22 protein-coding genes, 2 tRNA genes and 5 pseudogenes are annotated in these 25,863 nt (G+C 62.9%); 17 read left to right on the top strand and 12 right to left on the bottom strand.

The features are described from left to right. Positions 1-128 precede the first annotated feature (128 nt). Positions 129-935 carry an undecaprenyl-diphosphate phosphatase gene (locus ACFXS9_RS33960; RefSeq protein ID WP_392696813.1) on the top strand — a complete coding sequence of 269 codons (807 nt, stop codon included), beginning with the start codon at positions 129-131 and terminating at the stop codon, positions 933-935. A gap of 197 nt (positions 936-1,132) precedes the next feature. Here ACFXS9_RS33960 and ACFXS9_RS33955 read toward each other — a convergent pair whose 3' ends face one another. Next, positions 1,133-2,113, bottom strand: a complete 981-nt coding sequence (locus ACFXS9_RS33955) for a complex I NDUFA9 subunit family protein (protein ID WP_392696811.1) — start codon at positions 2,111-2,113, stop codon at positions 1,133-1,135. A gap of 149 nt (positions 2,114-2,262) precedes the next feature. Between ACFXS9_RS33955 and ACFXS9_RS33950 the strand changes: the two genes are divergently transcribed. The 10 genes and pseudogenes from ACFXS9_RS33950 to ACFXS9_RS33905 all read left to right on the top strand — a co-directional run bounded on the left by ACFXS9_RS33950 (position 2,263) and on the right by ACFXS9_RS33905 (position 11,397). Then, positions 2,263-2,349 (top strand) — tRNA-Leu (locus ACFXS9_RS33950). Between the two features lie 61 nt (positions 2,350-2,410). Further along, entirely contained in the window at positions 2,411-2,602 is a 192-nt protein-coding gene (locus ACFXS9_RS33945) for a hypothetical protein (RefSeq protein WP_392696809.1), read from the top strand. A gap of 352 nt (positions 2,603-2,954) precedes the next feature. Then, positions 2,955-3,569, top strand: a complete 615-nt coding sequence (locus tag ACFXS9_RS33940) for a ribonuclease H-like domain-containing protein (protein ID WP_392696806.1) — start codon at positions 2,955-2,957, stop codon at positions 3,567-3,569. Positions 3,570-3,699: 130 nt separating this feature from the next. Then, positions 3,700-4,431: an LPS export ABC transporter periplasmic protein LptC gene (gene lptC / locus ACFXS9_RS33935; RefSeq protein ID WP_392696803.1), complete on the top strand. Its 732-nt coding sequence runs from the start codon at positions 3,700-3,702 to the stop codon at positions 4,429-4,431. Continuing rightward, positions 4,428-5,110 (top strand): annotated as a pseudogene (locus tag ACFXS9_RS33930) (LptA/OstA family protein). The gene lptC and the pseudogene ACFXS9_RS33930 overlap by 4 nt, the downstream one beginning before the upstream one ends. A gap of 193 nt (positions 5,111-5,303) precedes the next feature. Continuing rightward, positions 5,304-6,313 (top strand): annotated as a pseudogene (gene lptB, locus ACFXS9_RS33925) (LPS export ABC transporter ATP-binding protein). Positions 6,314-6,519: 206 nt separating this feature from the next. Then, a pseudogene (gene rpoN / locus ACFXS9_RS33920) lies at positions 6,520-8,167 on the top strand (RNA polymerase factor sigma-54). A 129-nt stretch (positions 8,168-8,296) separates the two neighbouring features. Continuing rightward, entirely contained in the window at positions 8,297-8,899 is a 603-nt protein-coding gene (gene hpf, locus ACFXS9_RS33915; protein ID WP_392696799.1) for a ribosome hibernation-promoting factor, HPF/YfiA family, read from the top strand. A 231-nt stretch (positions 8,900-9,130) separates the two neighbouring features. Further along, positions 9,131-9,592 (top strand): PTS IIA-like nitrogen regulatory protein PtsN, encoded by a 462-nt coding sequence (gene ptsN / locus ACFXS9_RS33910; RefSeq protein ID WP_028347914.1) that lies wholly within the window; start codon positions 9,131-9,133, stop codon positions 9,590-9,592. 116 nt (positions 9,593-9,708) lie between these two features. Further along, positions 9,709-11,397, top strand: a complete 1,689-nt coding sequence (locus ACFXS9_RS33905; protein ID WP_392696795.1) for a methyl-accepting chemotaxis protein — start codon at positions 9,709-9,711, stop codon at positions 11,395-11,397. A 256-nt stretch (positions 11,398-11,653) separates the two neighbouring features. Here ACFXS9_RS33905 and ACFXS9_RS33900 read toward each other — a convergent pair whose 3' ends face one another. From ACFXS9_RS33900 to ACFXS9_RS33865, 8 genes and pseudogenes are all read right to left on the bottom strand, one after another. Then, entirely contained in the window at positions 11,654-11,920 is a 267-nt protein-coding gene (locus ACFXS9_RS33900) for a DUF1150 domain-containing protein (RefSeq protein WP_057844784.1), read from the bottom strand. Between the two features lie 52 nt (positions 11,921-11,972). Further along, positions 11,973-12,398, bottom strand: coding sequence for an Hsp20 family protein (locus ACFXS9_RS33895; protein WP_027538067.1), 426 nt, complete (start codon positions 12,396-12,398; stop codon positions 11,973-11,975). Between the two features lie 185 nt (positions 12,399-12,583). Further along, positions 12,584-13,671: pseudogene (locus ACFXS9_RS33890) on the bottom strand (sn-glycerol-3-phosphate import ATP-binding protein UgpC). 16 nt (positions 13,672-13,687) lie between these two features. Continuing rightward, on the bottom strand, positions 13,688-14,536 hold the full coding sequence (gene ugpE / locus ACFXS9_RS33885) for a sn-glycerol-3-phosphate ABC transporter permease UgpE (RefSeq protein WP_392696790.1): 849 nt from the start codon (positions 14,534-14,536) through the stop codon (positions 13,688-13,690). Beyond that, positions 14,536-15,417 (bottom strand): sn-glycerol-3-phosphate ABC transporter permease UgpA, encoded by an 882-nt coding sequence (gene ugpA, locus ACFXS9_RS33880; RefSeq protein WP_065746392.1) that lies wholly within the window; start codon positions 15,415-15,417, stop codon positions 14,536-14,538. Before ugpA ends, ugpE begins: the two co-directional genes overlap by 1 nt. A gap of 85 nt (positions 15,418-15,502) precedes the next feature. Beyond that, entirely contained in the window at positions 15,503-16,816 is a 1,314-nt protein-coding gene (gene ugpB / locus ACFXS9_RS33875; protein WP_392696787.1) for a sn-glycerol-3-phosphate ABC transporter substrate-binding protein UgpB, read from the bottom strand. A 269-nt stretch (positions 16,817-17,085) separates the two neighbouring features. Further along, positions 17,086-18,282, bottom strand: a complete 1,197-nt coding sequence (locus ACFXS9_RS33870; protein ID WP_392696785.1) for a CaiB/BaiF CoA transferase family protein — start codon at positions 18,280-18,282, stop codon at positions 17,086-17,088. Positions 18,283-18,456: 174 nt separating this feature from the next. After that, entirely contained in the window at positions 18,457-18,882 is a 426-nt protein-coding gene (locus ACFXS9_RS33865) for an organic hydroperoxide resistance protein (protein WP_392696782.1), read from the bottom strand. A gap of 165 nt (positions 18,883-19,047) precedes the next feature. On the opposite strand from ACFXS9_RS33865, the gene ACFXS9_RS33860 reads away from it, so the two are divergent. Further along, positions 19,048-19,506 carry a MarR family winged helix-turn-helix transcriptional regulator gene (locus ACFXS9_RS33860; RefSeq protein ID WP_392696779.1) on the top strand — a complete coding sequence of 153 codons (459 nt, stop codon included), beginning with the start codon at positions 19,048-19,050 and terminating at the stop codon, positions 19,504-19,506. 16 nt (positions 19,507-19,522) lie between these two features. On the opposite strand, the pseudogene ACFXS9_RS33855 reads toward ACFXS9_RS33860, so the two are convergent. From ACFXS9_RS33855 to ACFXS9_RS33845, 3 genes and pseudogenes are all read right to left on the bottom strand, one after another. Beyond that, positions 19,523-19,747, bottom strand: a pseudogene (locus tag ACFXS9_RS33855) (GIY-YIG nuclease family protein); the annotation flags it as partial. 157 nt (positions 19,748-19,904) lie between these two features. After that, positions 19,905-19,980: transfer RNA gene (locus ACFXS9_RS33850), tRNA-Ala, on the bottom strand. Positions 19,981-20,045: 65 nt separating this feature from the next. Continuing rightward, complete coding sequence (locus ACFXS9_RS33845) at positions 20,046-20,471, bottom strand: TIGR02300 family protein (protein WP_392696777.1); 426 nt, start codon at positions 20,469-20,471, stop codon at positions 20,046-20,048. A gap of 143 nt (positions 20,472-20,614) precedes the next feature. Here ACFXS9_RS33845 and aroA point away from each other — a divergent pair, with 143 nt between their 5' ends. The 5 genes from aroA to rpsA all read left to right on the top strand — a co-directional run bounded on the left by aroA (position 20,615) and on the right by rpsA (position 25,725). Next, positions 20,615-21,952 (top strand): 3-phosphoshikimate 1-carboxyvinyltransferase, encoded by a 1,338-nt coding sequence (gene aroA / locus ACFXS9_RS33840; RefSeq protein ID WP_392696774.1) that lies wholly within the window; start codon positions 20,615-20,617, stop codon positions 21,950-21,952. A 10-nt stretch (positions 21,953-21,962) separates the two neighbouring features. After that, positions 21,963-22,568, top strand: a complete 606-nt coding sequence (locus ACFXS9_RS33835) for a hypothetical protein (RefSeq protein WP_392696772.1) — start codon at positions 21,963-21,965, stop codon at positions 22,566-22,568. A 70-nt stretch (positions 22,569-22,638) separates the two neighbouring features. Further along, positions 22,639-22,953, top strand: a complete 315-nt coding sequence (locus ACFXS9_RS33830; protein WP_392696769.1) for a hypothetical protein — start codon at positions 22,639-22,641, stop codon at positions 22,951-22,953. A 6-nt stretch (positions 22,954-22,959) separates the two neighbouring features. Then, complete coding sequence (gene cmk / locus ACFXS9_RS33825) at positions 22,960-23,592, top strand: (d)CMP kinase (protein ID WP_057844776.1); 633 nt, start codon at positions 22,960-22,962, stop codon at positions 23,590-23,592. 429 nt (positions 23,593-24,021) lie between these two features. Next, on the top strand, positions 24,022-25,725 hold the full coding sequence (rpsA, locus tag ACFXS9_RS33820; RefSeq protein WP_028347899.1) for a 30S ribosomal protein S1: 1,704 nt from the start codon (positions 24,022-24,024) through the stop codon (positions 25,723-25,725). The last annotated feature ends 138 nt before the right edge of the window (positions 25,726-25,863 follow it).

The following is a 25,863-nucleotide window of genomic DNA, read 5'->3' as shown; positions in this document are numbered from 1 at the left end:
GTTCGCCCGAAAACGCTATAGCCAAGCCGGCGCAAGAGGCAACTGTCTTTGACGTTTTTTTGCGATTGCGGCATCAGGATGAATAGGCGAGAAGGACGCGGCTTTTCCAGTCAAAACGGACCCCCATCATGATGTCGGATGTAGTGAAGGCGGTGGTTCTCGGCATCATCGAGGGCGTCACGGAATTCCTGCCGGTTTCGTCGACCGGCCATATGCTGGTCGCGCAACGATTCTTCGGGCTTGGCGAGGGCGCGTTCTGGCAGAGCTTTGTCGTGCTGATTCAGCTCGGCGCGATCCTCGCCATCGTCATGCTCTATTTCGTCAAATTGTCGCGCGTCGCGCTCGGCATGTTCACCAACCCGGACGACCGGCGTTTCGTGATCGGCGTATTGCTGGCGTTTCTGCCTGCGGTGGTCATCGGCCTGGTTGCCGGCAAGTACATAAAGGAGTTTCTCTTCAATCCGTGGGTGGTGTGCTTCACCCTGATCGCCGGCGGCGCAATTCTGTTGTGGGTCGATCAACTCTATCTCAAGCCGACGCAGCATGACGCCACGCGCTATCCGCTAATGATGTATCTGTGGATCGGCATCGCGCAATGCGTGGCGATGATTCCCGGCGTCTCGCGCTCCGGCGCCAGCATCGTGGCGGCGATGCTGCTCGGCGGTGACAAGCGATCGGCCGCGGAGTTTTCGTTCTTTCTCGCGATCCCGACCATGGTCGGCGCGTTCGCCTATGATTTCTACAAGAACCGCGCCGAGATGACGACCGATCACATCGGTATCGTCGCGATCGGCTTCGTGGTCTCGTTCATCACTGCGGCGATCGTGGTGAAGACGTTCCTCACCTACGTCACCCGCCACGGGTTCACGTTCTTTGCGTGGTGGCGCGTCGTCATCGGCATGCTCGGCCTGGTCGCGCTGGCGCTGGGGAAGTAGGTCTTTCGTGTCCCGGACGCGGTGCAGCCTAGCCGATGCGAAGCATCGTCCGGCTTCACGCTGCTCCGCAGAGCCGGGACCCACGGCTGGCTCCATACAAAGATGGGCCCGGGCTCTGCAGCGCACCGCCATAGCGCGTCGAAGACGCGCGTAAACGCGCTTATGGCGCTGCGCAGCGTCCGGGGCACGGAGACCAACTACGCGCTCTTCCTTTGAAACTGCCCGGCGGCGCGGAAGCGCCAGAGATATTGCGGGGCGATCGCTTCCATCGCTTCCGGCGTAATGCCGAGCCCCTGCAGCGTCAGACCAGCCGCCTTCGCTTCGTCCGACACGACATTGTCGACTTGCAGCATCGCTACCTGGTCGGGCGTCAGCTTCAACGGACCCGGCGCGAATTGCAGCAAGTGCGACTGTAGCCTCGCCAGCCCCCACGGCAGCGAAACCAGCATGCGCTTGCGGTCGGTGATCTTGAGGATGATTTCCATGATCTCGCGCATGGTCAGCACATCAGGCCCGCCGAGCTCGTAGGTCGCGCCCGGCTTGGTCTTGCCCTCGGCGGCGTCGGCGACCGCGTCGGCGACGTTGGCGACATAGGCCGGCTGCACCCGCGTCTCGCCGCCGCCGATCAGCGGCAGGAACGGCGATATCCGGGCGAGCGACGCAAAGCGGTTGGTGAATTGATCCTCGGGCCCGAACAGCAGCGACGGCCGCAGGATCGTGGCCGATGGCGCTGCCGCCAGCACGGCCTTCTCGCCAGCCGCCTTGGAGCGGAAGTAGGCCGACGGCGAATTCTCGTCGGCGCCGATCGCCGATACATGCACCATATGCGCGCCGATGGCGGCGGCGGCCTTGGCGATGGTTTCGGCGCCTTTGGTCTGCACCGCGTCGAAGGTCTGCGCGCCGCTCTCGGCCAGGGTGCCGACCAGGTTGACCACGGTTTCGGAACCGCGCATCACCGCCTCCACCGAGGCCGGGTAGCGCAGATTGGCCTGCACGGGGTGGATCTGGCCAACGCGGCCGAGCGGTTGCAGGTGCCCGGCCAGTTCGGGCCGCCGCACCGCCACCCGAATGCGATAGCCGCGCTTGGCCAACGCCCGGACCACGTTTCGCCCCAGAAAGCCCGATCCGCCAAACACCGTGATGAGCGTTTCCAGGTTCGCTGCCGCGTGCAATGCCATCGGGGTCAATTCCTGCCGGTCAAATTCGAAGATATCGGTGGGATTTAGCGGATTCGCGATACGCCAACACGGCTCCGCTGTACAGCGTATTTCGGATGGCATTGAAGCGATTTGACAAGCGCGTGACGGATCCTTACTAACCCGCCCGGGCCCAGGTGGCGGAATTGGTAGACGCGCTGGCTTCAGGTGCCAGTGGCTTCACGGCCGTGAAGGTTCGAGTCCTTTCCTGGGCACCATTGCCCTTGCCCCAACGAGTTGAGACACCTGCGGCCTTGGTGCCAGGCGGTCCGCTCCGCCTTGGGCGTCAGTCGAAATCGTGGCGTTGCCCTGACCTTCCTCGACCGACAAGAGGAAGCCCTCGCCAGCTTCAACGCGGCCATCGCGCTCAAGCCCGACTATGATCGCGCCATCGCCCAACGGGACAAGATCCCCAAGAGCGAACGCCTCAGGCGACAGCATCATCACCGCGAAGATCGGACATCGGAATAATCCCGACTGAGACAATTGAGTAATTTACTCGCGTCCGCCCTGGCGCCGGTTCCATTTAACGAGATTCCGGCACCAAGATGACTAAATACAGCAATAAAAACAATGCATTAATGGTTGAACTCGTGGTCTGTCCGAAATCCGAGGGTAAAGGCCGGCCTGGGCCGTTTGAGCCTCGAAGCCACGGCCATGACGACAGCGCGCCTGCAGGCGCGGCACCCCGGCCAAGCGATAGGCGGACAAAATCAGCCCGAAGCTGCTAATTCCCGTTCTATAAGCCATGGTCGGCCGCTCGCCACCCGCGGCTCCGGGCGCTAGTGTTTCCGTCGAATCGACTAAGACGAGGCTTTCCTTCATGACCATTCGCCTGCATCGTGGCGATCTGCCCGATCTGTCCCGCTACAAGGATTCGGTGGCGATCGATACCGAGACCATGGGGCTCAATCCGCATCGTGACCGGCTCTGCGTGGTGCAGATGTCGAGTGGCGATGGCAGCGCTGATGTCATCCAGATCCCCAAGGGCCACACCGACGCGCCGAACTTGAAGGCGCTGCTTGCCAATCCGGCCATCACGAAGATCTTCCACTTCGCCCGCTTCGATGTCGCCGTGCTCTACAACACCTTCGGCGTGATGCCGCAGCCGGTCTATTGCACCAAGATCGCCTCGCGGCTGAGCCGCACCTATACCGACCGCCACGGCCTGAAGGACCTCGTGCGCGAACTACTCAACATCGATCTGTCGAAGCAGCAGCAGTCGAGCGACTGGGGATCAGCGAGTTTGAGCGAGGCGCAGCTCGCCTATGCCGCGTCTGACGTGCTGCATCTGCATGGCCTTCGCGAGCGGCTCGATGCCATGTTGGCGCGCGAGGGACGCACGGCGATGGCGCAGGCCTGTTTCGACTTCCTGCCGACCCGGGCAAAACTCGATCTCGGCGGCTGGGAGGCCGAGGACATCTTCGCGCATTCGTGACCGGGACCATTTGAAGCGCCGGGCTCCCCGCTTCCGCCCCGTTTCGGTCACACTCATCGCGAGTGTCCGGGCTGCATAATCCCGCGATTGCGGGTAGGATGGCGCTCTCTTGGGCGTCTTTGGAGCCGCGGTGAACTCGTTACAGAACCCAGCCTTTGCCACCGGAATGGAGGCGCGCTTCGCTGCGGCCGCCCGTCACAGCCGGATGGTGCGGGCGCTGCGGGTCGCGGTTCCGGCAGCCGTGCTGCTGGCCATGGCCGGGATCGTCGCGATCTCGGTTTTCAACCCGTTCCGCATCACGGGGCTCTCGAAGCTGCCGGTCGACATGGGCAATCTCGTGGTGTCAGGCACCAAGATCACCATGGAAACGCCGCACCTTGCCGGCTTCTCCACCGACCAGCGCCCATACGATTTGTGGGCCAAGGCGGCGATCCAGGATCTCGCCAACCCCGATCACGTCGAACTCCAGACGCTGCGGGCCAAGGTCATGATGGAGGACAAGAGCACGGTGACGATGGATGCCCGCACGGGATTTTTCGACAGCAAGCAGCAGATGCTCGACCTGCGAAAGGACATCTTCCTGCAATCCTCCACCGGCTACGAGGCGAAACTGTCGCAGGCCTATGTCGATATCAACAAGGGAACGGTGACCTCGGACGAGCATGTCGACGTCAAATTGCTGAACGGCACGCTCACCGCCGATCGGCTTAGGATTATCAACAGCGGCGAGGTCGTGCGCTTCGAAGGCAATGTCGTGATGAATCTGGTCATGGAAAGCCCTCCGGCACCCGAGCCTGAGCCCGAGCCGCAGCCAGCGCCCAAGACGCGGTCCATTAGCGGCAAGTCCGCCAACACGAAATGATCTCCATGATGCAGTTGTTCACGCGGAGGTTTGCGGCGGCAGCGCTTGTGCTCGCGTTGACCGCCTCCGATGGCGCCTTCGCGCAAGGCGCCATGTCGGGCGTGCCGAATGCGATGCAGGGCTTCTCGCAAAACCGCGATCAACCGATTCAGATCGAGGCGGCGTCGCTCGAGATGCGCGACAAGAAAAAGGAGGCGACCTTTTCCGGCAACGTGAAGGTCGTGCAGGGCGATACCACCATGACCTCGAAGTCGCTGGTGGTGTTTTACGACTCCGGCCCGGCATCGGACGCGCCGCCCGCTGCACCCAAGGGATCGAAATCCGCGGCGATGCAGTCCGCGAGCCCCGGCCTGGCGGCAGCTCGTCGATCCGCCGGCTCGAAGCCAAGGGCTCGGTCGTGGTCACGCAGAAGGACCAGGTCGTGACCGGAGAGACTGCGATTTTCGACACGCGGGCCAACCTCATCACCATGGTGGGCGGGGTCGTGCTGACCCAGTGCAAGAACGTGCTCAAGGGTGACCGCCTCAAGGTCGACATGACGACCGGCGTGTCGCGCGTCGAATCCGACAGCGGCAAGGTGCAGGGCATGTTCATCCAGGGAGAGAATTGCGGACCGGGATCGGGCGGGGCGAAGCCCGCTCCGGTCCAGATACCCTCGCTGATCCCCGGCAAAAAATAAGCCAGATCAGCGTCTTAAAGATTATTTGGGGCGGTCACGGTTGAAGCCGGTAGCGCGAGCCTGTATCTACTGGGCAGGGCGCACGGCGGGGTGTTCGCTGGGCAGGGACATCCATTCATTCATGGTTCGCTAGCGAAGCGATTCGCCGGCGGGCGCGTCGCGGAATCACCGTGAAAGGCTTAAGCGAAGCGGGATGGTGGATTTATTCGGCATGTTCCGTCGACGCCCCGCGAAACGCGGCCCTGTGGGCTTTGCGCGTTCGCGCGACGACATCACCGCGCTCGGCGATTCCTTCGGCGACATGCTGGCGAGCCCGGTGCGCGATGCGCCGCCAATGGCGCGTTCGGCTTCGCTGCCCGGGCTGGAATTGCCGCAGCCCGAGCCCCATGTCGAACCCCCGCGCCAGGACAGAGCGCGCCCCCGCACGCAAGCATCGCGTCCCAAGTCCAATGGCGGCGAAGCGCCGCGCCTGATCAAGCGGCCCGGCTTTCTCGCTGTGCATAGCGTGGAAAAAGTTTTGGCACGCGGCAGGTGGTGCGCGGCGTCAGCATCTATGTTCGCCGCGGCGAGGCGGTCGGCCTGCTGGGCCCGAACGGCGCCGGCAAGACCACCGTGTTCTACATGATCACCGGCCTGATCAAGGCGGATCGCGGCGCCATCGAACTCGATGGCCACGACGTGACGAAGCTGCCGATGTATCAGCGCGCGCGGCTCGGCATCGGCTATCTGCCGCAGGAAGCCTCGATCTTTCGCGGCCTCACCGTCGAACAGAATATTCGCGCCGTGCTCGAAGTCGTGGAGCCCAACCGCAAGAAGCGGGAGGCCGAACTCAATTCGCTGCTCGACGAATTCAACATCACGCGCCTGCGCAAATCGCCATCGATCGCGCTCTCCGGCGGCGAGCGCCGCCGCGTCGAAATTGCGCGCGCGCTGGCGACGCGTCCGAACTACATGCTCCTGGACGAGCCCTTTGCCGGCATCGATCCGATCGCGGTCGGCGACATTCAGGACCTGGTCCGCCACCTCACCAACCGCGGCATCGGCGTCCTGATCACCGACCACAATGTGCGCGAGACCCTCGGCCTCACCGACCGCGCCTATATCGTCTATGCCGGGCAGATCCTGACCGAGGGCAGTCCGGAAGAGATCGTCAACGATCCGGATGTACGCCGTCTTTACCTTGGCGAGGAATTCCGACTATAGCGCGCGACCCGCCAAAATATCGACGGTTCGGTCATAAGGTATTGCACTCAATCAGGATTTTCTGGCGCGCCCGGGAGCGGCTCGGCTTCCCGCGGTCGCTGATCGCGCCATAGCCCAATTTTCGCATTCGTCAAGGCGTGTACAAGGGCGTTGGACTAAGATAAGCAAGAATCGGACCAACTTTTAGTGGATCGGTTCTTGGCCTCATGGCGCTGACGCAGAGATTAGAGTTCCGGCAGTCGCAGTCGCTGGTGATGACGCCGCAATTGATGCAGGCGATCAAGCTCCTGCAACTGTCGAATCTCGACCTTTCGGCTTTCGTCGAGGAGGAGTTGGAACGCAATCCGCTGCTCGATCGGGCCAGCGACGGCCCCGAACCGCCGGTTGCAGGCGAGCCGGTACCCGAACGCGCCGAATTCGCCGATTACGGCAGCTATGGCGAGGATGGCGGCGGCGATGCCCCCGATATGAGCACCGGCCCTGGGAGCGAGACCTTCGAGCCCGGTCAGGAGGAGTGGCTGAACCGCGACCTCGGCAGCCGGACCGAGATCGAGCAGACGCTCGACACCCGGCTCGACAACGTCTTTTCCGAAGAGCCCGCCGAAGCCGCCGCGCGCGCCGCGCAGGACGCGGCGCCGACCGCCTATACCGAATGGGGCGGGGGCGCCTCCAACGACGACGAATACAATCTGGAAGCCTTCGTCGCCGCCGAGGTGACGCTATCCGGCCACCTCGCCGAACAACTCGCGGTCGCCTTCAGCGCGCCGGCGCAGCGCATGATCGGGCAGTACCTAATCGATCTGGTCGACGATGCCGGCTATCTGCCGCCGGATCTGGGGCAGGCCGCCGAGCGCCTGGGCGCCTCGCAGGCGGACGTCGATGCCGTGCTCGCGGTGCTGCAGACGTTCGATCCGCCCGGCGTCTGCGCGCGGAACCTGAGCGAATGCCTCGCGATCCAGCTCCGCGAACTCAACCGCTACGACCCGGCCATGCAGGCGCTGGTGGAAAATCTCGATCTGCTGGCGCGGCGCGACGTTGCGTCGTTGCGCAAACTGTGTGGCGTCGACGACGAAGACATCACCGACATGATCGGCGAGATCCGGCGTCTCGATCCGAAGCCCGGCCTCAAGTTCGGCTCGGCGCGCACGCAGACCATGGTGCCCGACGTCTATGTGCGGCCCGGCCCGGACGGCGGATGGCATGTCGAACTCAACAGCGACACCTTGCCGCGCGTGCTGGTCAATCAGGTCTATTACACCGAGCTGTCGAAGACGATCCGCAAGGACGGCGACAAATCCTATTTCAGCGACTGCCTGCAGAACGCGACCTGGCTGGTGCGCGCTCGATCAGCGCGCCCGCACCATCCTGAAGGTCGCCACCGAAATCGTCCGCCAGCAGGACGGGTTCTTCACCCATGGCGTCGCGCATCTGCGACCGCTGAATTTGAAAGCGGTGGCGGACGCGATCCAGATGCATGAATCCACGGTGTCGCGCGTCACCGCCAACAAATACATGGCGACCAATCGCGGCAGTTTTGAGCTGAAATATTTCTTTACCGCCTCGATTGCTTCAGCCGACGGCGGCGAGGCGCATTCGGCGGAAGCGGTCCGCCACCACATCAAGCAATTGATCGATGCGGAAGCGCCGAATGCGATCCTCTCGGACGATACCATCGTGGAACGATTGCGCGAATCGGGCATTGATATTGCCCGCCGCACGGTCGCGAAGTACCGCGAAGCCATGCGCATTCCTTCCTCGGTCCAGCGCCGCCGCGACAAACAGAGCATGCTCGGTAACGCCCTTTCCGCTCCCGCCACTTCCTCCGACCGGTCCCGCGATACGGCGCCGGCCTGATTGCGTTCGCGTCAGATCGCGATAGTGTCAGGTCCCCGACAGAGCGCGGCCCGGAAAGCGACACCGGTTTTCCGAATGGGCCATGCTCCGGCAACACCAGAGTAGTCGAGGCATCAAGCGAGGCATCAAATGACCCTTCGGATCTCCGGGAAAAGCATCAGTGTCGGCGAGACGCTTCGTTCGCGCGTCAGCGAGCGCACCGATGAGGTGTTAAGGAAGTATTTCGACGGCAATTATTCCGGCCACATCACGCTGAGCAAGGACGGCTTCGGCTTCCGCACCGATTGCGCACTGCATCTGGACTCCGGGATTACGCTGGAGGCCGATTCCAATGCTCCCGATGCCTATGCCAGCGCCGACCAGGCGCTCTTGATGATCGAGAAGCGTCTGCGCCGCTACAAGAGCCGGCTGAAGGACCGCTCGGCCCGCAAGGCCTATGCGGCCTCCGCGGCGCTGGCCGAGATCGATGCCCCGGTGCTCGATGCGCCGAGCTATGTGATCGAGGCGCCGGCGGGAGGCGAGGAGGAGGTCACATCCTATAGCCCCGTCATCATCGCGGAGGCGACCACGTCGCTGAAGCGGCTTTCGGTCAGCGAGGCAGTCATGGAACTCGATCTGACGGGCGCCGCCTGCATCGTGTTTCAGCACGGGTCCAGCGGCAGGGTGAACATCATTTACCGCCGGCCGGACGGCAATGTCGGCTGGATCGATCCTCCCTCGGTTACCCCCTGAGAACCATGCCCATGGCATTGACGCCCCCACTGACCCTCCCTATGGTCCGCCGCTCTTTAAGCATGGCGTGCAGGAACTGGCCGTTCGGGAGTTGGCACCGCGCCTGCGTTGGAGTAGAAGCCGTGCAAATCGGGACCCGGGCTTAACCTCGCCTCCCGTCTCATCTTCTTGACGCCCTGGTTCTCGAACCTATCTCGCAACCTGACGGTTTAATTCACCTCGGAACGCCCCATGACGATTACCGATCTGGTCGCACCCGAGGCGATTCTCCCCGCTTTGAAGGTCATCAGCAAGAAGCAGGCGCTGCAGGAGCTGGCCGCGCGCGCTTCCGCCCTGACCGGCCAGAACGAACGGTCGGTGTTCGAGGTGCTGTTGCAGCGGGAGAAACTCGGCACCACCGCGGTGGGCTATGGCGTCGCCATTCCGCATGGCAAACTGCCGAAACTGGAAAAGCTGTTCGGGCTGTTCGCCCGGCTGGAACGCCCGATCGATTTCGAGGCGATGGACGGCCAACCGGTCGACCTGATCTTCCTGCTGCTGGCCCCGGAAGGCGCCGGAGCCGATCATTTGAAGGCATTGGCCCGAATCGCCCGGCTGTTGCGCGACCAAGACGTGGCCAAGAAGCTGCGTGCCTCCCGCGACGCCCAGGCGATCTATTCGGTGCTGGCACTGCCGCCGGCAAGCGCAGCGTAATTCCGCGCGTCGGAACAGTTTCCTGGCGGTAGTACGCCAGGATAAACGCAATTTTAAGCTAAATAGCAGCTTATTTCGGGCGCTGGGATTTTTTACTAGGCCCGGAGAACATTGCCATGACGCTGCGCCTGACGATTTCGCGCGCAATTTTGATTTTCGGATTGGTTACCGCCTTAGGCCTCGGTGCCGTGATTGCCACCAGCGTCTACGGGCTGTCGCAGCTCAAGGTCGGTGGTCCGCTTTACAACCAGATCAAGCTCGGCAACGACCTTATCGCCGACATCCTGCCGCCGCCCGAATATGTCATCGAGGCCTATCTCGAGGCCACCCTCGTGCTGCACGAGCCGGCGCAGCTTTCGTCGCATCGCGACCGTATTGCGCAGCTCAAGAAGGAATATGACGAGCGGCACGATTTCTGGACCAAATCCGATCTCGATCCGGTGCTGAAGACGAAGCTGGTCGAGAAGTCCGACAGCGAGGTGCGCCGCTTCTGGACCGCAATCCAGAACGGCCTGTTGCCTGCGCTCGCCAAGGGCGACGGTACGGCTGCGGCGAAATCCTATGCCGAGATCACTGCACGCTATACCGCGCACCGCGCCATCATCGACGACATTGTCAAGCAGACCAACGAGCGGAACGCGGCGACGGAGGTCGCGGCGACAGGGCGCGTGAGCACGTTCACGTGGGTGCTGTGGGGCGTTTCGGCCGCGGTGTTTCTGGTCATCGGCGCCGGCATTTTCGGTGTGGCATTCGGCGTCATACGCCCCATCGCCGAAATGCCCGACGTGATGAAGGGCCTTGCCGGCGGCGATCTCTCGGTCTCGGTCCCGGCCCTCAGCCGCGACGACGAAGTCGGCGCCATGGCGCGCGCGGTTCAGGTGTTCAAGGACAACGCGCTGCGCGTTCAGTCGATGGAACAGGAGCAGGCAAGTCTGAAGTCGAAGGCCGAAGGCGAACGCAAGGCAGCGATGCAGCAGATGGCCGACGGCTTCGATGCCGCGATTGGAAAGATCATCCAGACCGTATCGACCGCCTCATCCGAACTCGAATCATCGGCTGGACAGCTAACCAAGACTGCCGAAGTGACCCAGATGCTCTCGGCAACCGTTGCCTCCGCATCGGAGCAATCCTCGGCCAACGCGCAGTCCGCCGCGGCGGCCGCGGAAGAGATGGCCTCGTCGGTGTCGGAGATCGGCCGCCAGGTCCAGGATCCGCACAAGATATCCCGCGAGGCGGTCAGCCAGGTCGAGCAGACCAACGCGCGGATTGCCGATCTCGCGCAGTCCGCCAGCCGGATCGGCGAAGTGGTCAAGATGATCAGCGCGGTCGCCGAGCAGACCAACCTGTTGGCGCTGAACGCCACGATCGAAGCGGCGCGCGCCGGCGAGGCGGGACGTGGATTTGCCGTCGTCGCCTCCGAGGTCAAAGCGCTTGCCGCGCAGACCGCGAAAGCGACCGAGGAAATCAGCGAGCAGATCGGCCAGATGCAATCGGCGACCAATCAGTCGGTGTCGGCGATCCAGGAAATCGGCGGAACGATCGGCCGCATCGCGGAAATCTCCCAGGCAATCGCGGCAGCGGTGGAAGAGCAGGGCGCAACAACGCAGGAGATTTCGCGCAACGTGCAGCAGGCGGCGCAGGGCGCCACACAGGTCGCAGGCAGCATCACCGACGTCAACCGCGGCGCGACCGATACCGGCGCGGCATCGACGCATGTGCACGGTCTGGCCCGCTCGCTGCTGGGACAGAGCAATCATCTCAAGGGCGAAGTGGAGAAATTCCTGTCGACCGTGCGCGCGGCCTAGAGCATGATCCGGAAAAGTGCGAAGCGGTTTTCCGAAAAGATCATGCTCAACAAAGAGATGAGATCATGATGCGATTCTACGAAATCGCATCATGATATAAGCGGATTGGAACTTGCTATTAACGAAGATACGCGGGCGATGCCCGCGTATCCGAAACTCTCTTCTCGCATTCACTCGGCATCAGATCCGTCGATGCCGGCGAAGCTTCGTCAGTGACAGCAGCAAGTGCTGCGTCAGTGACAGCAGCAGTGCTGCATCAGTGCACGCTGACGGCCTGAAGCTCGTTGCTCCATGCGTTGGCGATCGCCGCTTCGCGGCTGTCGGTCAGCATGATCGGGGTGCCGTCGGCGGCATGCAGCGCGAACAGTTTCAGCCCTGGCGCGATTTTCGGCGCCTGCGGAAACAGTCCCGGCACGTCCTCGGAACGGACTTGTTTCACGTAGGCGATATGGCCTTCGCCAAGATGGGCCAGCGCCTCAACGGAAACTTTTTCGGGTTCGAAGGTCACACTCATGTCACTCATGGTCTCGACTCCTCTGGAGACTAAGCGGTCGAGTCCGCTCCTTGTTCCACTATTATTCGTGTTCATTGATAGCGATTGTCTTAACGACCCGTTCAGGCTCCGGCCTGGCAAGGTCGATCGACAACAGCCCGTTTTTCAAATCCGCGCCCAGCACGTGCATCCCCTCCGCCAGCACGAAGGTGCGCTGGAAGTGGCGCGCGGCGATGCCGCGATGGATGTACTGCCGGGCCTTGTCGTCCTGCTGGCGGCCCCGGATCACGAGCTGGTTTTCCTCAATGGTCACATCGAGTTGGTCACGGGTAAAACCCGCCACCGCCAGCGTGATGCGCAACCGTTCGGGTTGGCCGTTGGCGCGGTCACACCGCTCGATGTTGTAGGGAGGATAGCCGTCGGCGCCTTTGACGACGCGATCGAGCGCACGCTCAATTTCGTCGAACCCAAGCAGGAACGGACTTGATAACGAAGGAACACGAGACATCACAAAGTCCTCTCGAAGCGACTTTGAGGGGCCCTTGCGGCGCCCCATTCAACCGGCCGGCCGACTTGCCGTCCGGTCAGGAGGGAATATGGGGGTGATTTGGGGAGGGTTCAAGCGCCTCTGAACGCAGCGTAAATCGACGGCGGTGGGGTTTTCCACCGTCCGGACCATCCCGGAATGACGGATTACCCGCCCACGCGCTTCCTTCCATCGGCGGTAAATAGATGCAGCTTGTCGGGCGCGGCGACCGCCCTGATTCGCTCGCCGATGGCGGGACCGACGGCGCCGGGAATGCGCACGATGATTTCCCCCGGCGGCAGCTCGCCCGGGGTGGTGGCTACCCCCTGCATTTCCTGCTGCCTCGTCCCGTAGACGAAAGTCTCGGCGCCGACGCGCTCGATCGCTTCAACGGTGAGGCCGAGCGCCACGCCACCGGACACCGTTTGGTTCGAGATGACAAAGTCCTCAGGCCGGATGCCGATGATGCCGGCTTCGCCAGCGCGGGCATCGCCGGCCAGTTGCGATTTCAATTCGGAGCGCAGCGGCATCAGGTTCATCGGCGGAGCGCCGATGAAGGAGGCGACGAAGGTGGTGGCGGGCTTCTGGTAAATTTCCAGCGGATTGCCGATCTGCTCGACCTGGCCGCCGTTCATCACCACGAGAATGTCGGCCAGCGTCATCGCCTCGAGCTGGTCGTGGGTGACGTAAATCGATGTCGTGGACAGCCGGCGCTGCAATTTGCGGATTTCGACGCGCATGGCGATGCGCAGTTTGGCATCGAGGTTCGACAGCGGCTCGTCGAACAGAAACACTTTGGCTGCCGCACGATGGCGCGGCCCATCGCCACGCGCTGGCGCTGGCCGCCGGACAACTGCCGCGGCTTGCGTTCGAGCATTGCGCCAAGCTCGAGAATGCGCGCGGCTTCCTCGACGCGCGTCTTGATCTCGCCCTCCGCCATGCCGCGGTTGCGCAGGCCGTAGGCCATGTTGTTGTAGACGCTCATGTGCGGATAGAGCGCGTAGTTCTGGAACACCATCGCGATGTCGCGGTCGGCCGGCTCGATCTGGTTGACGACGCGCCCGCCAATATCGATCTCGCCGCCGGTGATAGTCTCCAGCCCCGCGACCATCCGCAGCAGCGTGGACTTGCCGCAGCCGGACGGGCCGACCAGCACGCAGAACTGGCCGTCGCCGACCTCGAAGTCGATGCCCTTGATGGCCTCGAAGCCACCAAAATAGGTTTTGCGGACGTTGCGGAGCGTTACATTAGCCATCGAGCATTCGCCATATTCACTTTTCCGTCTGGACCAGGCCGCGCACGAACAGCCGCTGCATGAATATGACCACGGCGACTGGCGGCAGCATGGCGAGGACCGCAGTCGCCATTGCGAGCTGCCATTCGGCCAGTTCGTCGGTCGTCACCAACATCTTCTTGATGCCGATCACGATGGTCTGCATCGAATCCTGCGTGGTGATCAAAAGCGGCCAGAGATATTGATTCCAGCCATAGATGAACTGGATGACGAACAGCGCCGCCATGGTCGTCACCGACAGCGGCAAGAGCGTATCCCAAAAGAAGCGGAAGGGGCCGGCGCCGTCGATCCGCGAGGCTTCCAGAAGTTCATCCGGCACCGTCATGAAGAATTGCCGGAACAGCAGCGTGCCGGTGGCTGATGCAATCAGCGGCAGGATCAGGCCGGCATAGGTGTCGAGCAGGCGCAAATCCGCGACCACCTTGTAGGTCGGGTAGATGCGCACTTCGACCGGCAGCATCAGCGTGATGAAGATGATCCAGAACGCGGTCTTGCGGAAGGGGAAGCGGAAATAGACCACCGCATAGGCCGACAGGATCGAGATGAAGATCTTGCCCACCGCAATGCCGATCGCCGAGACGAAGGAATTGATCAGCATGTTGGCCACCGGCTCGCGGCTGGTGCGCGCGCCGCCGACGAAGATGGCGCGATAATAATTCTCCAGCGTGCGGCTGCCGGGCACAGCCGGCATGTGGCCGCCGACCACCGTCGCCGCGTCATGGGTCGAGGCGATCAGCGCGAGATAAACCGGGAAAGCGACGATGAACACGCCAAGCGTCAGGATGGCGTAGGCGATGAAATCGGTGAGCGGGCGATGCTCGACCATCAGTACTGCACCTTGCGCTCGACATAGCGGAACTGGATCGCGGTCAGCGCGATCACGATGACCATCAGCACCACCGACTGCGCCGCCGAGCCGCCGAGGTCGCCACCGAGACGGCCGTCGGCATAGACCTTGTAGACCATGGTGGTGGTGGCGCCGGCGGGTCCGCCGCCGGTGACGGCGTCGATGATGCCGAACGTGTCGAAGAAGACGTAGACGACATTGACCACCAGCAGGAAGAACGTCGTCGGCGACAGCAGCGGGAAGATGATGGTCCAGAAGCGGCGCACCGGCCGGGCGCCGTCGATGGCGCTGGCCTCGATCACGCTTTTCGGGATCGATTGCAGGCCGGCCAGGAAGAACAGGAAATTGTAGGAGATCTGCTTCCAGACGGACGCCATTACCACCAGCATCATGGCATGGTTCTCGTTAAGCAGCGGATTCCAGTCGAGACCCATGCCGCGCAGCGGACGCGCCAGCATGCCGAGCGAAGGCTGGAACATGAAGAACCAGAGCACGCCGGCCACTGCGGGCGCCACCGCATAGGGCCATATCATCAGCGTCTTGTAGGCAGGCGCCGCCTTCAGATTCTTGTCGGCCTGGGTTGCGAACAACAGCGCGATCGAGAGCGACAGCGCCGCAACCAGCGTCGAGAAGATCACCGTCGTCAGCATCGACCGGTAGTATTCCGGCTGAGCGAACAGGGCCTGATAATTTTCCAGCCCGACGAATTCGGAGACCAGGCCGAACGCGTCCTCGCGCAGGAAGGACTGCCAGATCGCCTGGCTTGCCGGCCAATAGAAGAAGACAACCGTGATGACGAGCTGCGGCAGCAGCAGCAGATAAGGCAGCAGGCGGTTGTTGAAGACGGTGGACTTTTCCATTCAGGCGTCGCGGTCTTACCGGTGATGCAAGCGCTCCCTCCCGCAATTCGGGAAGGAGCGCCGGTAGTCTCTGATTCAGCTTCGCCTACTTTGCAGTCTTCTCGAAGGTGCGCAACATGGCATTGCCGCGAGAGACGGCCGCATCGAGGGCTTCCTTCGCGGATTTCTTGCCGCCCAGCGCCGCCTCGATCTCCTCGGACCAGAGGTCGCGCATCTGCACCATGTTGCCGAAGCGCAGGCCGCGCGAATTCTCGGTCGGCTCCTTGTTGGTGAGTTCCTTCAAGGGAGTCTGCAGGGTCGGGTTCTTCTCATAGAAGCCGTCCTTGATCGACTTCTCGTAGGCCGCTTTGGTGATCGGCAGGTAGCCGGACTCCTGATGCAGCTTGGCCTGGCGGTTGGTGTCCGACAGGAAGGTGAAGAACTTTGCGACGCCCTTGTACTCTTCCGGCTTCTTGCCGCCCATCACCCAGAGCGACGCGCCGCCGATGATCGAGTTCTGCGGGGCGCCGGCGACGTCTGGGTAATAGGGCATCGGCGCCGAGGTGAAGTCGAATTTGGCCGTACCCTTGGCGGTTGCGTAATAGCCCGACGAGGTCAGGAAGATCGCGCATTCGCCGGAGCCGAAGCGGGCTTCGTTGGTGTTGGTGCGTCCGCCATAGTCGTAGGTCTTGTCCTTCTGCAGATCGACCAGGTTCTGCAGATGCTTTACGTGCAGCGGCGAGTTGAACTTCAGCTCGGTATCGAAACCGTCGAGGCCGTTGGCCTTGGTGCCGATCGGCACGTTGTGCCAGGCCGAGAACTGCTCGATATGCACCCAGCTCGCCCAGGCGTTGGAGAAGCCGCAGGTCGCATGCCCGGCCGCCTTCAGTTTCTTGGCGGCCTCGAACACTTCCGGCCAGGTCTTCGGGATTTCGGTGACACCGGCCTTCTTCAATTCGTCCTTGTTGATCCACATCACCGTCGATGAGGAATTGAAGGGAAACGAAAGCATGTCGCCCTTGGAGGTCGAGTAGTAGCCGGTGATGGTCGGCAGGTACGCCTTGGGATCGAACGGCTCGCCGGCATCCTTCATGAGCTGGTAAACCGGCTTGATGGCGCCGGTGGCGCTCATCATGGTGGCTGTGCCGACCTCGAACACCTGCATGATGTGCGGCGCGTTGCCGGCGCGGAACGCCGCGATGCCGGCGTTCATGGTGTCGGGATAGCTGCCCTTGTAGGACGGCACGACCTTGTAGTCGGACTGGCTGGCGTTGAACTCTTCGGCGAGCTTGTTGACGATGTCGTTGTTGCCGCCGGTCATGGCGTGCCACCACTGGATCTCGGTCACAGCGTGGGCAGGTGTTGCGAACGCCAGCGCAGCAGTAATTGCCGCGGCTGGGCCGAATTGTCGAAATGCCATGTAATTCCTCCAGGTTGGGGTCGTCACCTTCGTTTCGCGCGATAACAGCGCCGGATGACGTGCAAATGACCCTATAAGCGAAAGGATGGTATTGGGAAAGCGTGCGCGGAGGGAAGCGGGAAAATAGGCGAAGGAGCAAATGGTAGCCGTCGCCCCTGCGAACGCACGGGCCCATAACCACAGCCGTCTGTGATTGCGAAGGTGGCTGCCACCGCTCCCGAAGCGAAGCCGCGGCGTATGGGCCCGTGCGTTCGCAGGAGCGGCGACGTTTAGCGCTTGCGTTCGGAGCCGCAGACCGCGCCCTTGGCGACCAGCGCCTCGATCTCGCCCTTCGAGTAGCCGAACTCGCCCAGCACTTCCGATGTGTGCTGGCTGAATTTCGGCGGCGTGCGGCGCAGGCTGGGCTTGGTCCGCTCCAGCCGGATCGGGGAGGCGACGCCCTTGTACCAGTCCTTTTCGATGACATCGCCACGATGCAGCGTATGCGGATTGGTCAGCGCCTGGTCGATCTTCTGCACCGGACCGGCCGGCAGGCCGGCCGCCAGCAGCCGATTGCAGAGCGGTTCGGCCTCGTGCTGGCTGAACACGGCGGCGAGCTCGGCGCGCAGCGCCTCGCGGTTGGCGATACGGTCCTTGTTGCGGGCAAAGCGCGGATCGGTGCCGAGCTCGGGCTTACCGATTTCCCTGGCGAGCTTGCGGAAGGTGCCGTCATTGCCGACGCCGATGAAGATGTTGTCGGTCTTGGTCGGAAAGATCGCGTAAGGAACGAGGTTCGGGTGCTCGTTGCCGGTGAGCGACGGCGGCTTGCCATGCATGAAATAGTTCGCGGTATGCGGATGCATGATCGCAAGGCCGGTTTCATACAGCGTGGTTTCGAGAAACTGGCCGAGACCCGAACGCTGCCGCTCCGACAGCGCCATCAGGATACCGATCGCGGCATAAAGCCCGGTGGTGATGTCGACCAGGGGAACGCCGATCCGCATCGGGCCGCTCTCCGGCGAGCCGGTGGCCGCGATCATGCCTGTCATGGCCTGGATGATCGCGTCATAGCCGGGATTGCCGCCGCGCGGACCGTCGGCGCCGAAGCCGGAAATCCGGCAGTGCACCAGTCTTGGAAACTTCGCGCGCAGGACGTCGTTGCCGATGCCCCATTTGTCGAGCGTGCCCGGCTTGAAATTCTCGATCAGGACGTCGGCCGTCTCCAATAGCTTCATCAGCACCGCGCGCCCGTCTTCGGACGCGAGGTCAAGGCCGATCGAGCGCTTGTTGCGGTTGATGCCGACGAAATAGGCCGCATCCTCCTCATGGAACGGAGGGCCCCAGTCGCGCACTTCGTCGCCGGCCGGCGGCTCGACCTTAATCACGTCGGCGCCGTGGTCGGCGAGGATTTGCGTGCAATAGGGGCCGCCAAGCACGCGCGTCAGATCGATCACGCGCAGGCCGGTCATTGCGCCGGGAGAACTCATGGAGAAGACCTTCGCTCAGGATGAGAAATGGAGGTTTTGAGCTAGCGGTCTTCAGGCGCGGCGGCAATGGCGTCCCGCGCACAGGCGCATGACGCGGCCGCCGTAGCACGGACGCGAAATTCCGCAGGGCGAACGGCCCGCCGATACCAGCGGCGGGCCGCTCGCATCAGGCCGTCAGACGACGGTCAGGCGGACGTCGACATTGCCGCGCGTGGCGTTGGAATAGGGGCACACCTGGTGGGCCTTCGCGACCAGGGCTTCCGCTTCCGCCTTGGGAAGGCCGGGCAGCGAAACGGCGAGGTCGATATCGAGCCCGAAGCCGCCTGCCGAGCGCGGACCGATGCCGACGGTGGAGGTCACCGAAGCATCTGCCGGCACCTTCGGCCCGCCTTGCGAAGCGACAAATTTCATTGCGCCGATGAAGCAGGCGGCATAGCCGGCCGCGAACAGTTGCTCGGGATTGTTGCCGGCACCACCGCCGCCGCCGAGTTCCTTCGGGGTGGCGAGCTTGACGTCGAGCGCGCCGTCGAGGGTGGCGGCGTGGCCATCGCGGCCACCGGTTGCCTTGGCGCTGGTCTTGTAGAGCACGTTCACGGACATGTCGGTCTCCCTGGGTTTGCCGTTTCGGTGAATTATGTATTGCACACAAATAGATTGTGCACAATATAAATCATTGCAGGGGCCGCAATTTAATTGTATGCAATTGAAATCAAGCGCTTACGGCTCCGAATCGGGGGCAGGGCGCCGACCGTTGACGAGGTTGTGATGGCCAGAAAACACGCGGCCGACCTGCCGCTGAAGCTCGATAATCAGCTCTGCTTTGCGGTGTATTCCACCGCGCACGCGTTCAACCGCGTCTACAAGCCGCTGCTCGACCGGCTCGGCCTGACCTACCCGCAATATCTGGTCATGCTGGTGCTGTGGGAGCGCGACGGCGTGCCGGTGAAAGACATCGGCGAGCGGCTGCACCTGGACTCCGGCACGCTCACGCCGCTGCTCAAGCGGCTGGAGGCCGCCGACCTGATCAAGCGGACACGCAGCACCGAGGACGAGCGGCAGGTGCTGATCGCATTGACCCCAAATGGCGAGGCGCTGCGGGAGAAAGCACGGACAGTGCCGCAATCGATTCTCGCGGCGTCAGCCTGCTCGGTCGGCGAGCTGGTGGCGATGAAGAACGAGATCGTCGCGCTGCGCGACCGGTTGAATGCGGTGTTGGGAGAGTAGGGAAGTCAGAGGCGCTTTTGGCGGAGGCGCGGCCGCAGGCTGACTTCAGGTATTTCTCGAATGCGACAGCCTGAGTTTGATTGCTGAAAGCTATGTAGGTTTTGATTCGCCACGGCCCGTATTTCGAGGTGTGCGGCACTTCACCCGCATTGTGCTTGGCTAGTCGCGCACGCAAATCGTCAGTGATGCCGATGTAGAAGTGCAGGGAATCGAGGCTTTCGAGAATGTAGACGTACTTCATGGCGGATCATCTCCGCCGTTCAGCCTACAATAGACCTGTGGGCTTTGCCGAGGCCCGGCTTCGCCCTTCGGGCTACGCCGCGGCAGCCTTCGCTTGCTTCGCTACGATAGGGCACGGCGTGGCTTGCCGAGCCGTAGCTTGCGAAGCAAGCGAAGGCTGGTGGAGCCAGGCGGGATCGAACCGCCGACCTCTTGCATGCCATGCAAGCGCTCTCCCAGCTGAGCTATGGCCCCTTAAGAATCGCGCGCCTCAATTCGGCGTGCGGGCAATGACCCTGAACCACAGTTCAGGGCCGATCTCAAGTCTCTTCGTCACCTCCGACGTCGCCGATGATGTCGGTAACGTCCTCATCGCCCTCTTCCTCGTCGGGAATGAAGGTAGAATCGTCGTCGTCATCGTCCTCGATGGTTTCGTCGATCTCGATATCGTCTTCCGATTCGGGAACCACGGCCTTGACCTTGCCGGTGTTCTCCTCGGCATCGGCCTCCTCGAGCGAGACCAATTCTTCTGCCTCGGCGGCCTCCGGCATATCGGCAGCAGCGGTAGCCGACGCGGCGGCTGCAGCGCGCGCGGCATCGCCACGGCCGGCTCGCGGCGGCGCGACCGGGGCAATCGGAACGACCTCGCCGGTGTAGGGCGAAATCACCGGGCTCTTGTTCAGGTCATAGAACTTTTTACCCGTCGTCGGGCAAATACGCTTGGTTCCGAGATCGGATTTGGCCACGTGTAGATCCTGGGAAATTCTGAAAAACGGTGCTTCACTTGGCTAGTTGAGGGGCTGCTGTCAATAGCGCTTTGAAGCTTTTGAGGGCCGCGTGACGCCGTGTGGTCCATGTGATACTGCCGCCCCCGCAGAGGACCACCATCTTGACCCATTCAACCACCCAGACCCCGCTGGAATCCCGCGCCAGCGGTCCCTTGGCCGGGAAAGTCCGCGTTCCCGGCGACAAGTCGATTTCGCACCGCGCACTCATTCTGGGGGCGCTTTCGGTCGGCGAAACCAGGATCTCCGGCCTGCTCGAGGGCGAGGACGTCCTCAACACCGCCAAATCGATGCAGGCGCTGGGCGCCCAGGTCGAGCGAACCGGGCCGTTCGCCTGGCAGGTCAGGGGCGTGGGCGTGGCAGGCTTCGCCCAGCCGGCCTCCCCGCTCGATTTCGGCAATTCCGGTACCGGGTGCCGGCTGGTGATGGGGGCTGTGGCCGGCTGTCCGATCACGGCCGTGTTCGACGGCGACGCCTCGCTGCGTTCCCGTCCGATGCGCCGGATCCTCGATCCCCTGGAACTGATGGGGGCCAAAGCCGGGGAGACCAAGGAAGGCGGCCGCCTGCCGCTGACGCTGCATGGCGCCCGCGATCCCGTGCCGATCCTGTATCGCACGCCGGTAGCCTCGGCTCAGATCAAGTCGGCGGTGCTGCTGGCGGGACTTGCCGCACCTGGCGTCACGACCGTCATCGAGCAGGAAGCCAGCCGAGACCATACCGAACTGATGCTGAAACATTTCGGCGCCGATATCGTCTCAGTCAGGGAAGGTAGCCACGGCCGCAAGATCGCGCTCACCGGCCAGCCCGAACTGCATGGCGCCGAGGTCGTGGTGCCTGCCGATCCATCCTCGGCGGCATTTCCGATCGTGGCTGCGCTGATCGTCGAGGGCTCCGACGTGACTTTCTCCGACGTCATGACCAACCCGCTGCGCACCGGCCTGCTCACGACGCTGCACGAGATGGGCGCTTCGATCGAGGAAAGCGAAGTCCGCGGCGACGCCGGCGAGCCGATGGCCCGCTTGCGCGTGCGCGCCTCCAAAATGCGCGGCGTCGTGGTGCCGCCGGAGCGCGCGCCCTCGATGATCGACGAATATCTGGTTCTTGCGGTCGCAGCCTCGTTCGCCGAAGGCACCACCATCATGCGCGGCCTGCAGGAACTGCGCGTCAAGGAATCCGACCGGCTGGAGGCGACCGCCGCCATGCTGCGCGTCAACGGCGTCAGGGTCGAGATCGCGGGCGATGATTTGATCGTCGAGGGCCGCGGCCACGTGCCCGGCGGCGGTCTCGTCGCCACCCACATGGACCACCGGATCGCCATGTCGGCACTGGTGATGGGGCTTGCAGCCGACAAGCCGATCAAGGTCGACGACACCGCCTTCATCGCCACCAGCTTTCCGGATTTCATTCCGATGATGCGGTCGCTGGGAGCTGAGTTTTCATGAGGCAGGCGCGATGAGTGCAGCCTTCGACCGCGATGCGCTCCTCGACGCTTTCGACAGGATCGGCCGTGCGGCGGCGCAGGCGGGAACGAAACTACAGATTGCCGTGTATGGTGGATCCGCGCTGATGCTGGCAAGCAATTTCCGGTTCGCTACGGAAGATGTTGACGTGTCCAAAATTGACCGGCCGCTGCCTGACTGGCTGGCGACGGTCGTGCACGAAATCGCAGAGCAAAACCACTGGCAAGAAGACTGGTTCAATGACGGAGTGGCGTTTCACCTCAGTCCGTTTGCCGATAGCGCCGGCGATCATCTCGAGTTCGGGTCGTTTCCGCGCGACGGCGGGCCGGTGGGGCTTGTGGTTTCGGTCCCCTCGGCGGAATACTTGCTGGCGCTCAAACTGAAAGCATTCCGGATCATGGACCCGCTTCGCGGCGAAACCGAGCGGTTGGATATCCTGAATTTGATGCGGGTCGTCGGGATCTCGACCGCAGAGGACGCGATAGCTTTACTGGGTCGATACTTCCCCCTGAGCGCCGCTTCCCCGGAGAAGCAGCAGTTCCTCTTGAAGAACATGGACCGTACGGGAGCGGCCAATGCGCCCAAGTACCCTCGCTGAAGCGGTTGAAACGATTCAGGCCGGTTCGCCGCGGGACTTCGTTCTGGCGGAATTCGTCGATGCTTTTGATTTGGCGCAAACCGACCAGGACCGTTACGCGTCGATCGAGCGCGAACCGAAACTGACAGGCGACAGCCGACTTGACGCCCTCGTGGGCGCAATCGCCGAATACCTGGCAAAGCAACGCCGGCTGGGCCACGTTCCGCACTGGGTTTGCGACCCCGCGCGCCGTCTGGATCGCCCTTGGTTTACGGCGACAAATCCTTCGGATGCCATGCGCGAATACCTGACCTTCAGTAGCCCTGCCGAGTTTGCTTCGCGCAACATTTTCACCGAAGAACGGCCGCTGCGACGGGCGCGCGGCCCTCATCCATCCAGGCCATAGGTAAACATGATCATCGCCATCGACGGACCGGCGGCATCCGGCAAGGGTACGCTCGGCAAACGCCTCGCGCATCATTACGGCTATCGCCACCTCGATACCGGCGTGATCTATCGCGCGGTGGCGAAGGCGTTGCTGGACGAGGGTTTCGATCTGACGGACGAGGCGCGGGCCGTCGCCGTCGCGATGGAGCTTGATCCCGAGAAGTTCGGACATCCCGAGCTGAAGACGCAACGGATTGGGGACGCCGCCTCGGTGGTGTCGGCGATCCCCAGCGTGCGCGAGGCGCTGGTCAATTTTCAGCGCCAGTTCGCGGCCGGTCCGCCGGGCGCCGTGCTTGACGGGCGCGACATCGGAACCGTGATCTGCCCGAACGCCGACGTGAAGATCTTCGTGGTCGCCGATCCGCAGGTGCGGGCCCGCCGCCGGACGCTCGAAGCCCGCGCGCGGGGCGAGGAGGCCGATGAGGCGCTGGTGCTGGCCGATATCCTCAAGCGCGACGAGCGGGACCGCAATCGCGCTGCCGCGCCGCTCAAAGCGGCCGACGACGCCCACGTCCTGGATAATTCCAATCTCGACATCGAGGCCGGCGTTCGCGCCGCAATTGCCATCGTCGAGGCCGTCCGGGCCCAGCGGAAATAGCCAGGATTTGACCCCTCGCAGCGGCCCGAACCGCCCGTAAATCGGGCATTTCCGGCTTGCCGAAAATGGCCCGTGGGGCTATATCCACGCCCATCCGGGCCGCCATCGATGAGATCAGGGCTGTCCGAGCGGGCCGGCCGGAGGTTTGAACCTCCCGCCGTCATTGGAGGAAAGCCCGCTCCAGGTTCTTGAAGTCGATATGCTCGTTTCAGGCTCCGGATTTCTGACGCTACGCGCACTCTTCCGCTGAACCGGTACCCGCTTTTGCGGAATGCGCGACATCAAACGTATCGAACGTGCAGGCATGCTGCCGGCCCGCTTTTGCGCCCTCCGCAAATGCGGTCGTCAGGGTTTTGCGGACCCCTGACACTTCACGCGCGATGCGCCCTTTAACCCGAACGGCCGGCAAGATCCCGCATTGGAGAACAAATGGCTTCGACTACTGCTGCTTCTTATAATCCGACCCGCGACGATTTCGCTGCGATGCTGGACGAGTCCTTTGCCGGCGGCAATCTGCAGGAAAGCTCCGTCATCAAGGGCAAGGTGGTTGCAATTGAAAAGGACATGGCCGTCATCGACGTCGGCCTGAAGACCGAGGGCCGCGTGGCGTTGCGCGAATTCGCCGGCCCCGGCCGCGAAAGCGATCTCAAGGTCGGCGATGAGGTCGAGGTGTTCCTCGACCGGATCGAGAACGCGCTCGGCGAAGCCGTGCTGTCGCGCGACAAGGCGCGCCGCGAGGAAAGCTGGGGCAAGCTCGAGAAGGCCTTCAACAACAACGAGAAGGTTCACGGCGTCATCTTCAACCAGGTCAAGGGCGGCTTCACTGTCGACCTCGACGGCGCTGTCGCCTTCCTGCCGCGCTCGCAGGTCGATATCCGCCCGATCCGCGACGTCGCTCCCTTGATGAACAACTCGCAGCCGTTCCAGATCCTCAAGATGGATCGTCGCCGCGGCAACATCGTGGTGTCGCGTCGCACGGTTCTGGAAGAGACCCGCGCCGAGCAGCGCCAGGAGCTGGTGCAGAATCTCGAAGAAGGTCAGGTGATCGACGGCGTGGTCAAGAACATCACCGATTACGGTGCGTTCGTTGATCTCGGCGGCATCGACGGCCTGCTCCACGTCACCGATATCGCCTGGCGCCGGGTCAATCACCCGACGGAAGTGCTGACCATCGGCCAGACCGTGAAGGTCAAGATCATCAAGATCAACCACGAGACCCACCGCATTTCGCTCGGCATGAAGCAATTGCTGGACGATCCGTGGCAGGGCATCGAGGCGAAGTACCCACTGAACGCGCGCTTCACCGGCCGCGTCACCAACATCACCGACTACGGCGCTTTCGTCGAACTGGAGCCGGGCATCGAAGGCCTGATCCATGTCTCGGAAATGTCGTGGACCAAAAAGAACATGCACCCCGGCAAGATCGTTTCGACCTCGCAGGAAGTCGAAGTGCAGGTGCTCGAAGTCGATTCCGTCAAGCGCCGCATCTCGCTCGGCCTCAAGCAGACCATGCGCAATCCCTGGGAAGTCTTCGTCGAGAAGTTCCCGGTCGGTTCGGTGGTCGAGGGCGAGGTCAAGAACAAGACCGAGTTCGGCTTGTTCCTCGGTCTCGATGGCGACGTCGACGGCATGGTCCATCTGTCCGACCTCGACTGGAAGCTGCCGGGCGAGCAGGTCATCGACAACTTCAAGAAGGGCGACATGGTCAAGGCCGTGGTGCTCGACGTCGATGTCGAGAAGGAACGCATCTCGCTCGGCGTCAAGCAGCTCGAAGGCGATCCCTTCGCAGAACCCGGCGACGTCAAGAAGGGCGCTGTGGTGACCTGCGAAGTGCTCGAGGTGAAGGAAGCCGGCATCGAGGTGAAGATCTCGGGCACCGACTTCACCACCTTCATCAAGCGCTCCGAACTGGCCCGTGACCGTAACGATCAGCGCGCCGAACGCTTCGCCGTCGGCGAGAAGGTCGATGCCCGCGTGATCCAGTTCGACAAGAAGGCCCGCAAGGTGCAGGTCTCGATCAAGGCGCTGGAAGTTGCCGAAGAAAAGGAAGCCATCGCGCAGTACGGCTCCTCCGATTCGGGCGCGACGCTCGGCGATATTCTCGGCACCGCGCTCAAGAACCGCGAGAAGTAAGCGTTCGCTTATTGCCTGCGACATCAGGCCCCGGTTTCGACCGGGGCCTTTTGCTTTTCCTTCTCCCCTTGTGGGAGAAGGTGCCTTCGCGCAGCGAAGGCGGATGAGGGGTTCTATCCGCGGAGACAGACCCTTCCG

The sequence above is a fragment of the Bradyrhizobium sp. RDI18 genome (assembly GCF_043203335.1).
In the GTDB taxonomy this organism is placed as follows: domain Bacteria; phylum Pseudomonadota; class Alphaproteobacteria; order Rhizobiales; family Xanthobacteraceae; genus Bradyrhizobium; species Bradyrhizobium retamae.
Note: the sequence above shows the minus strand (reverse complement) of the source record. Positions and strands in the feature narration are given on the sequence as shown.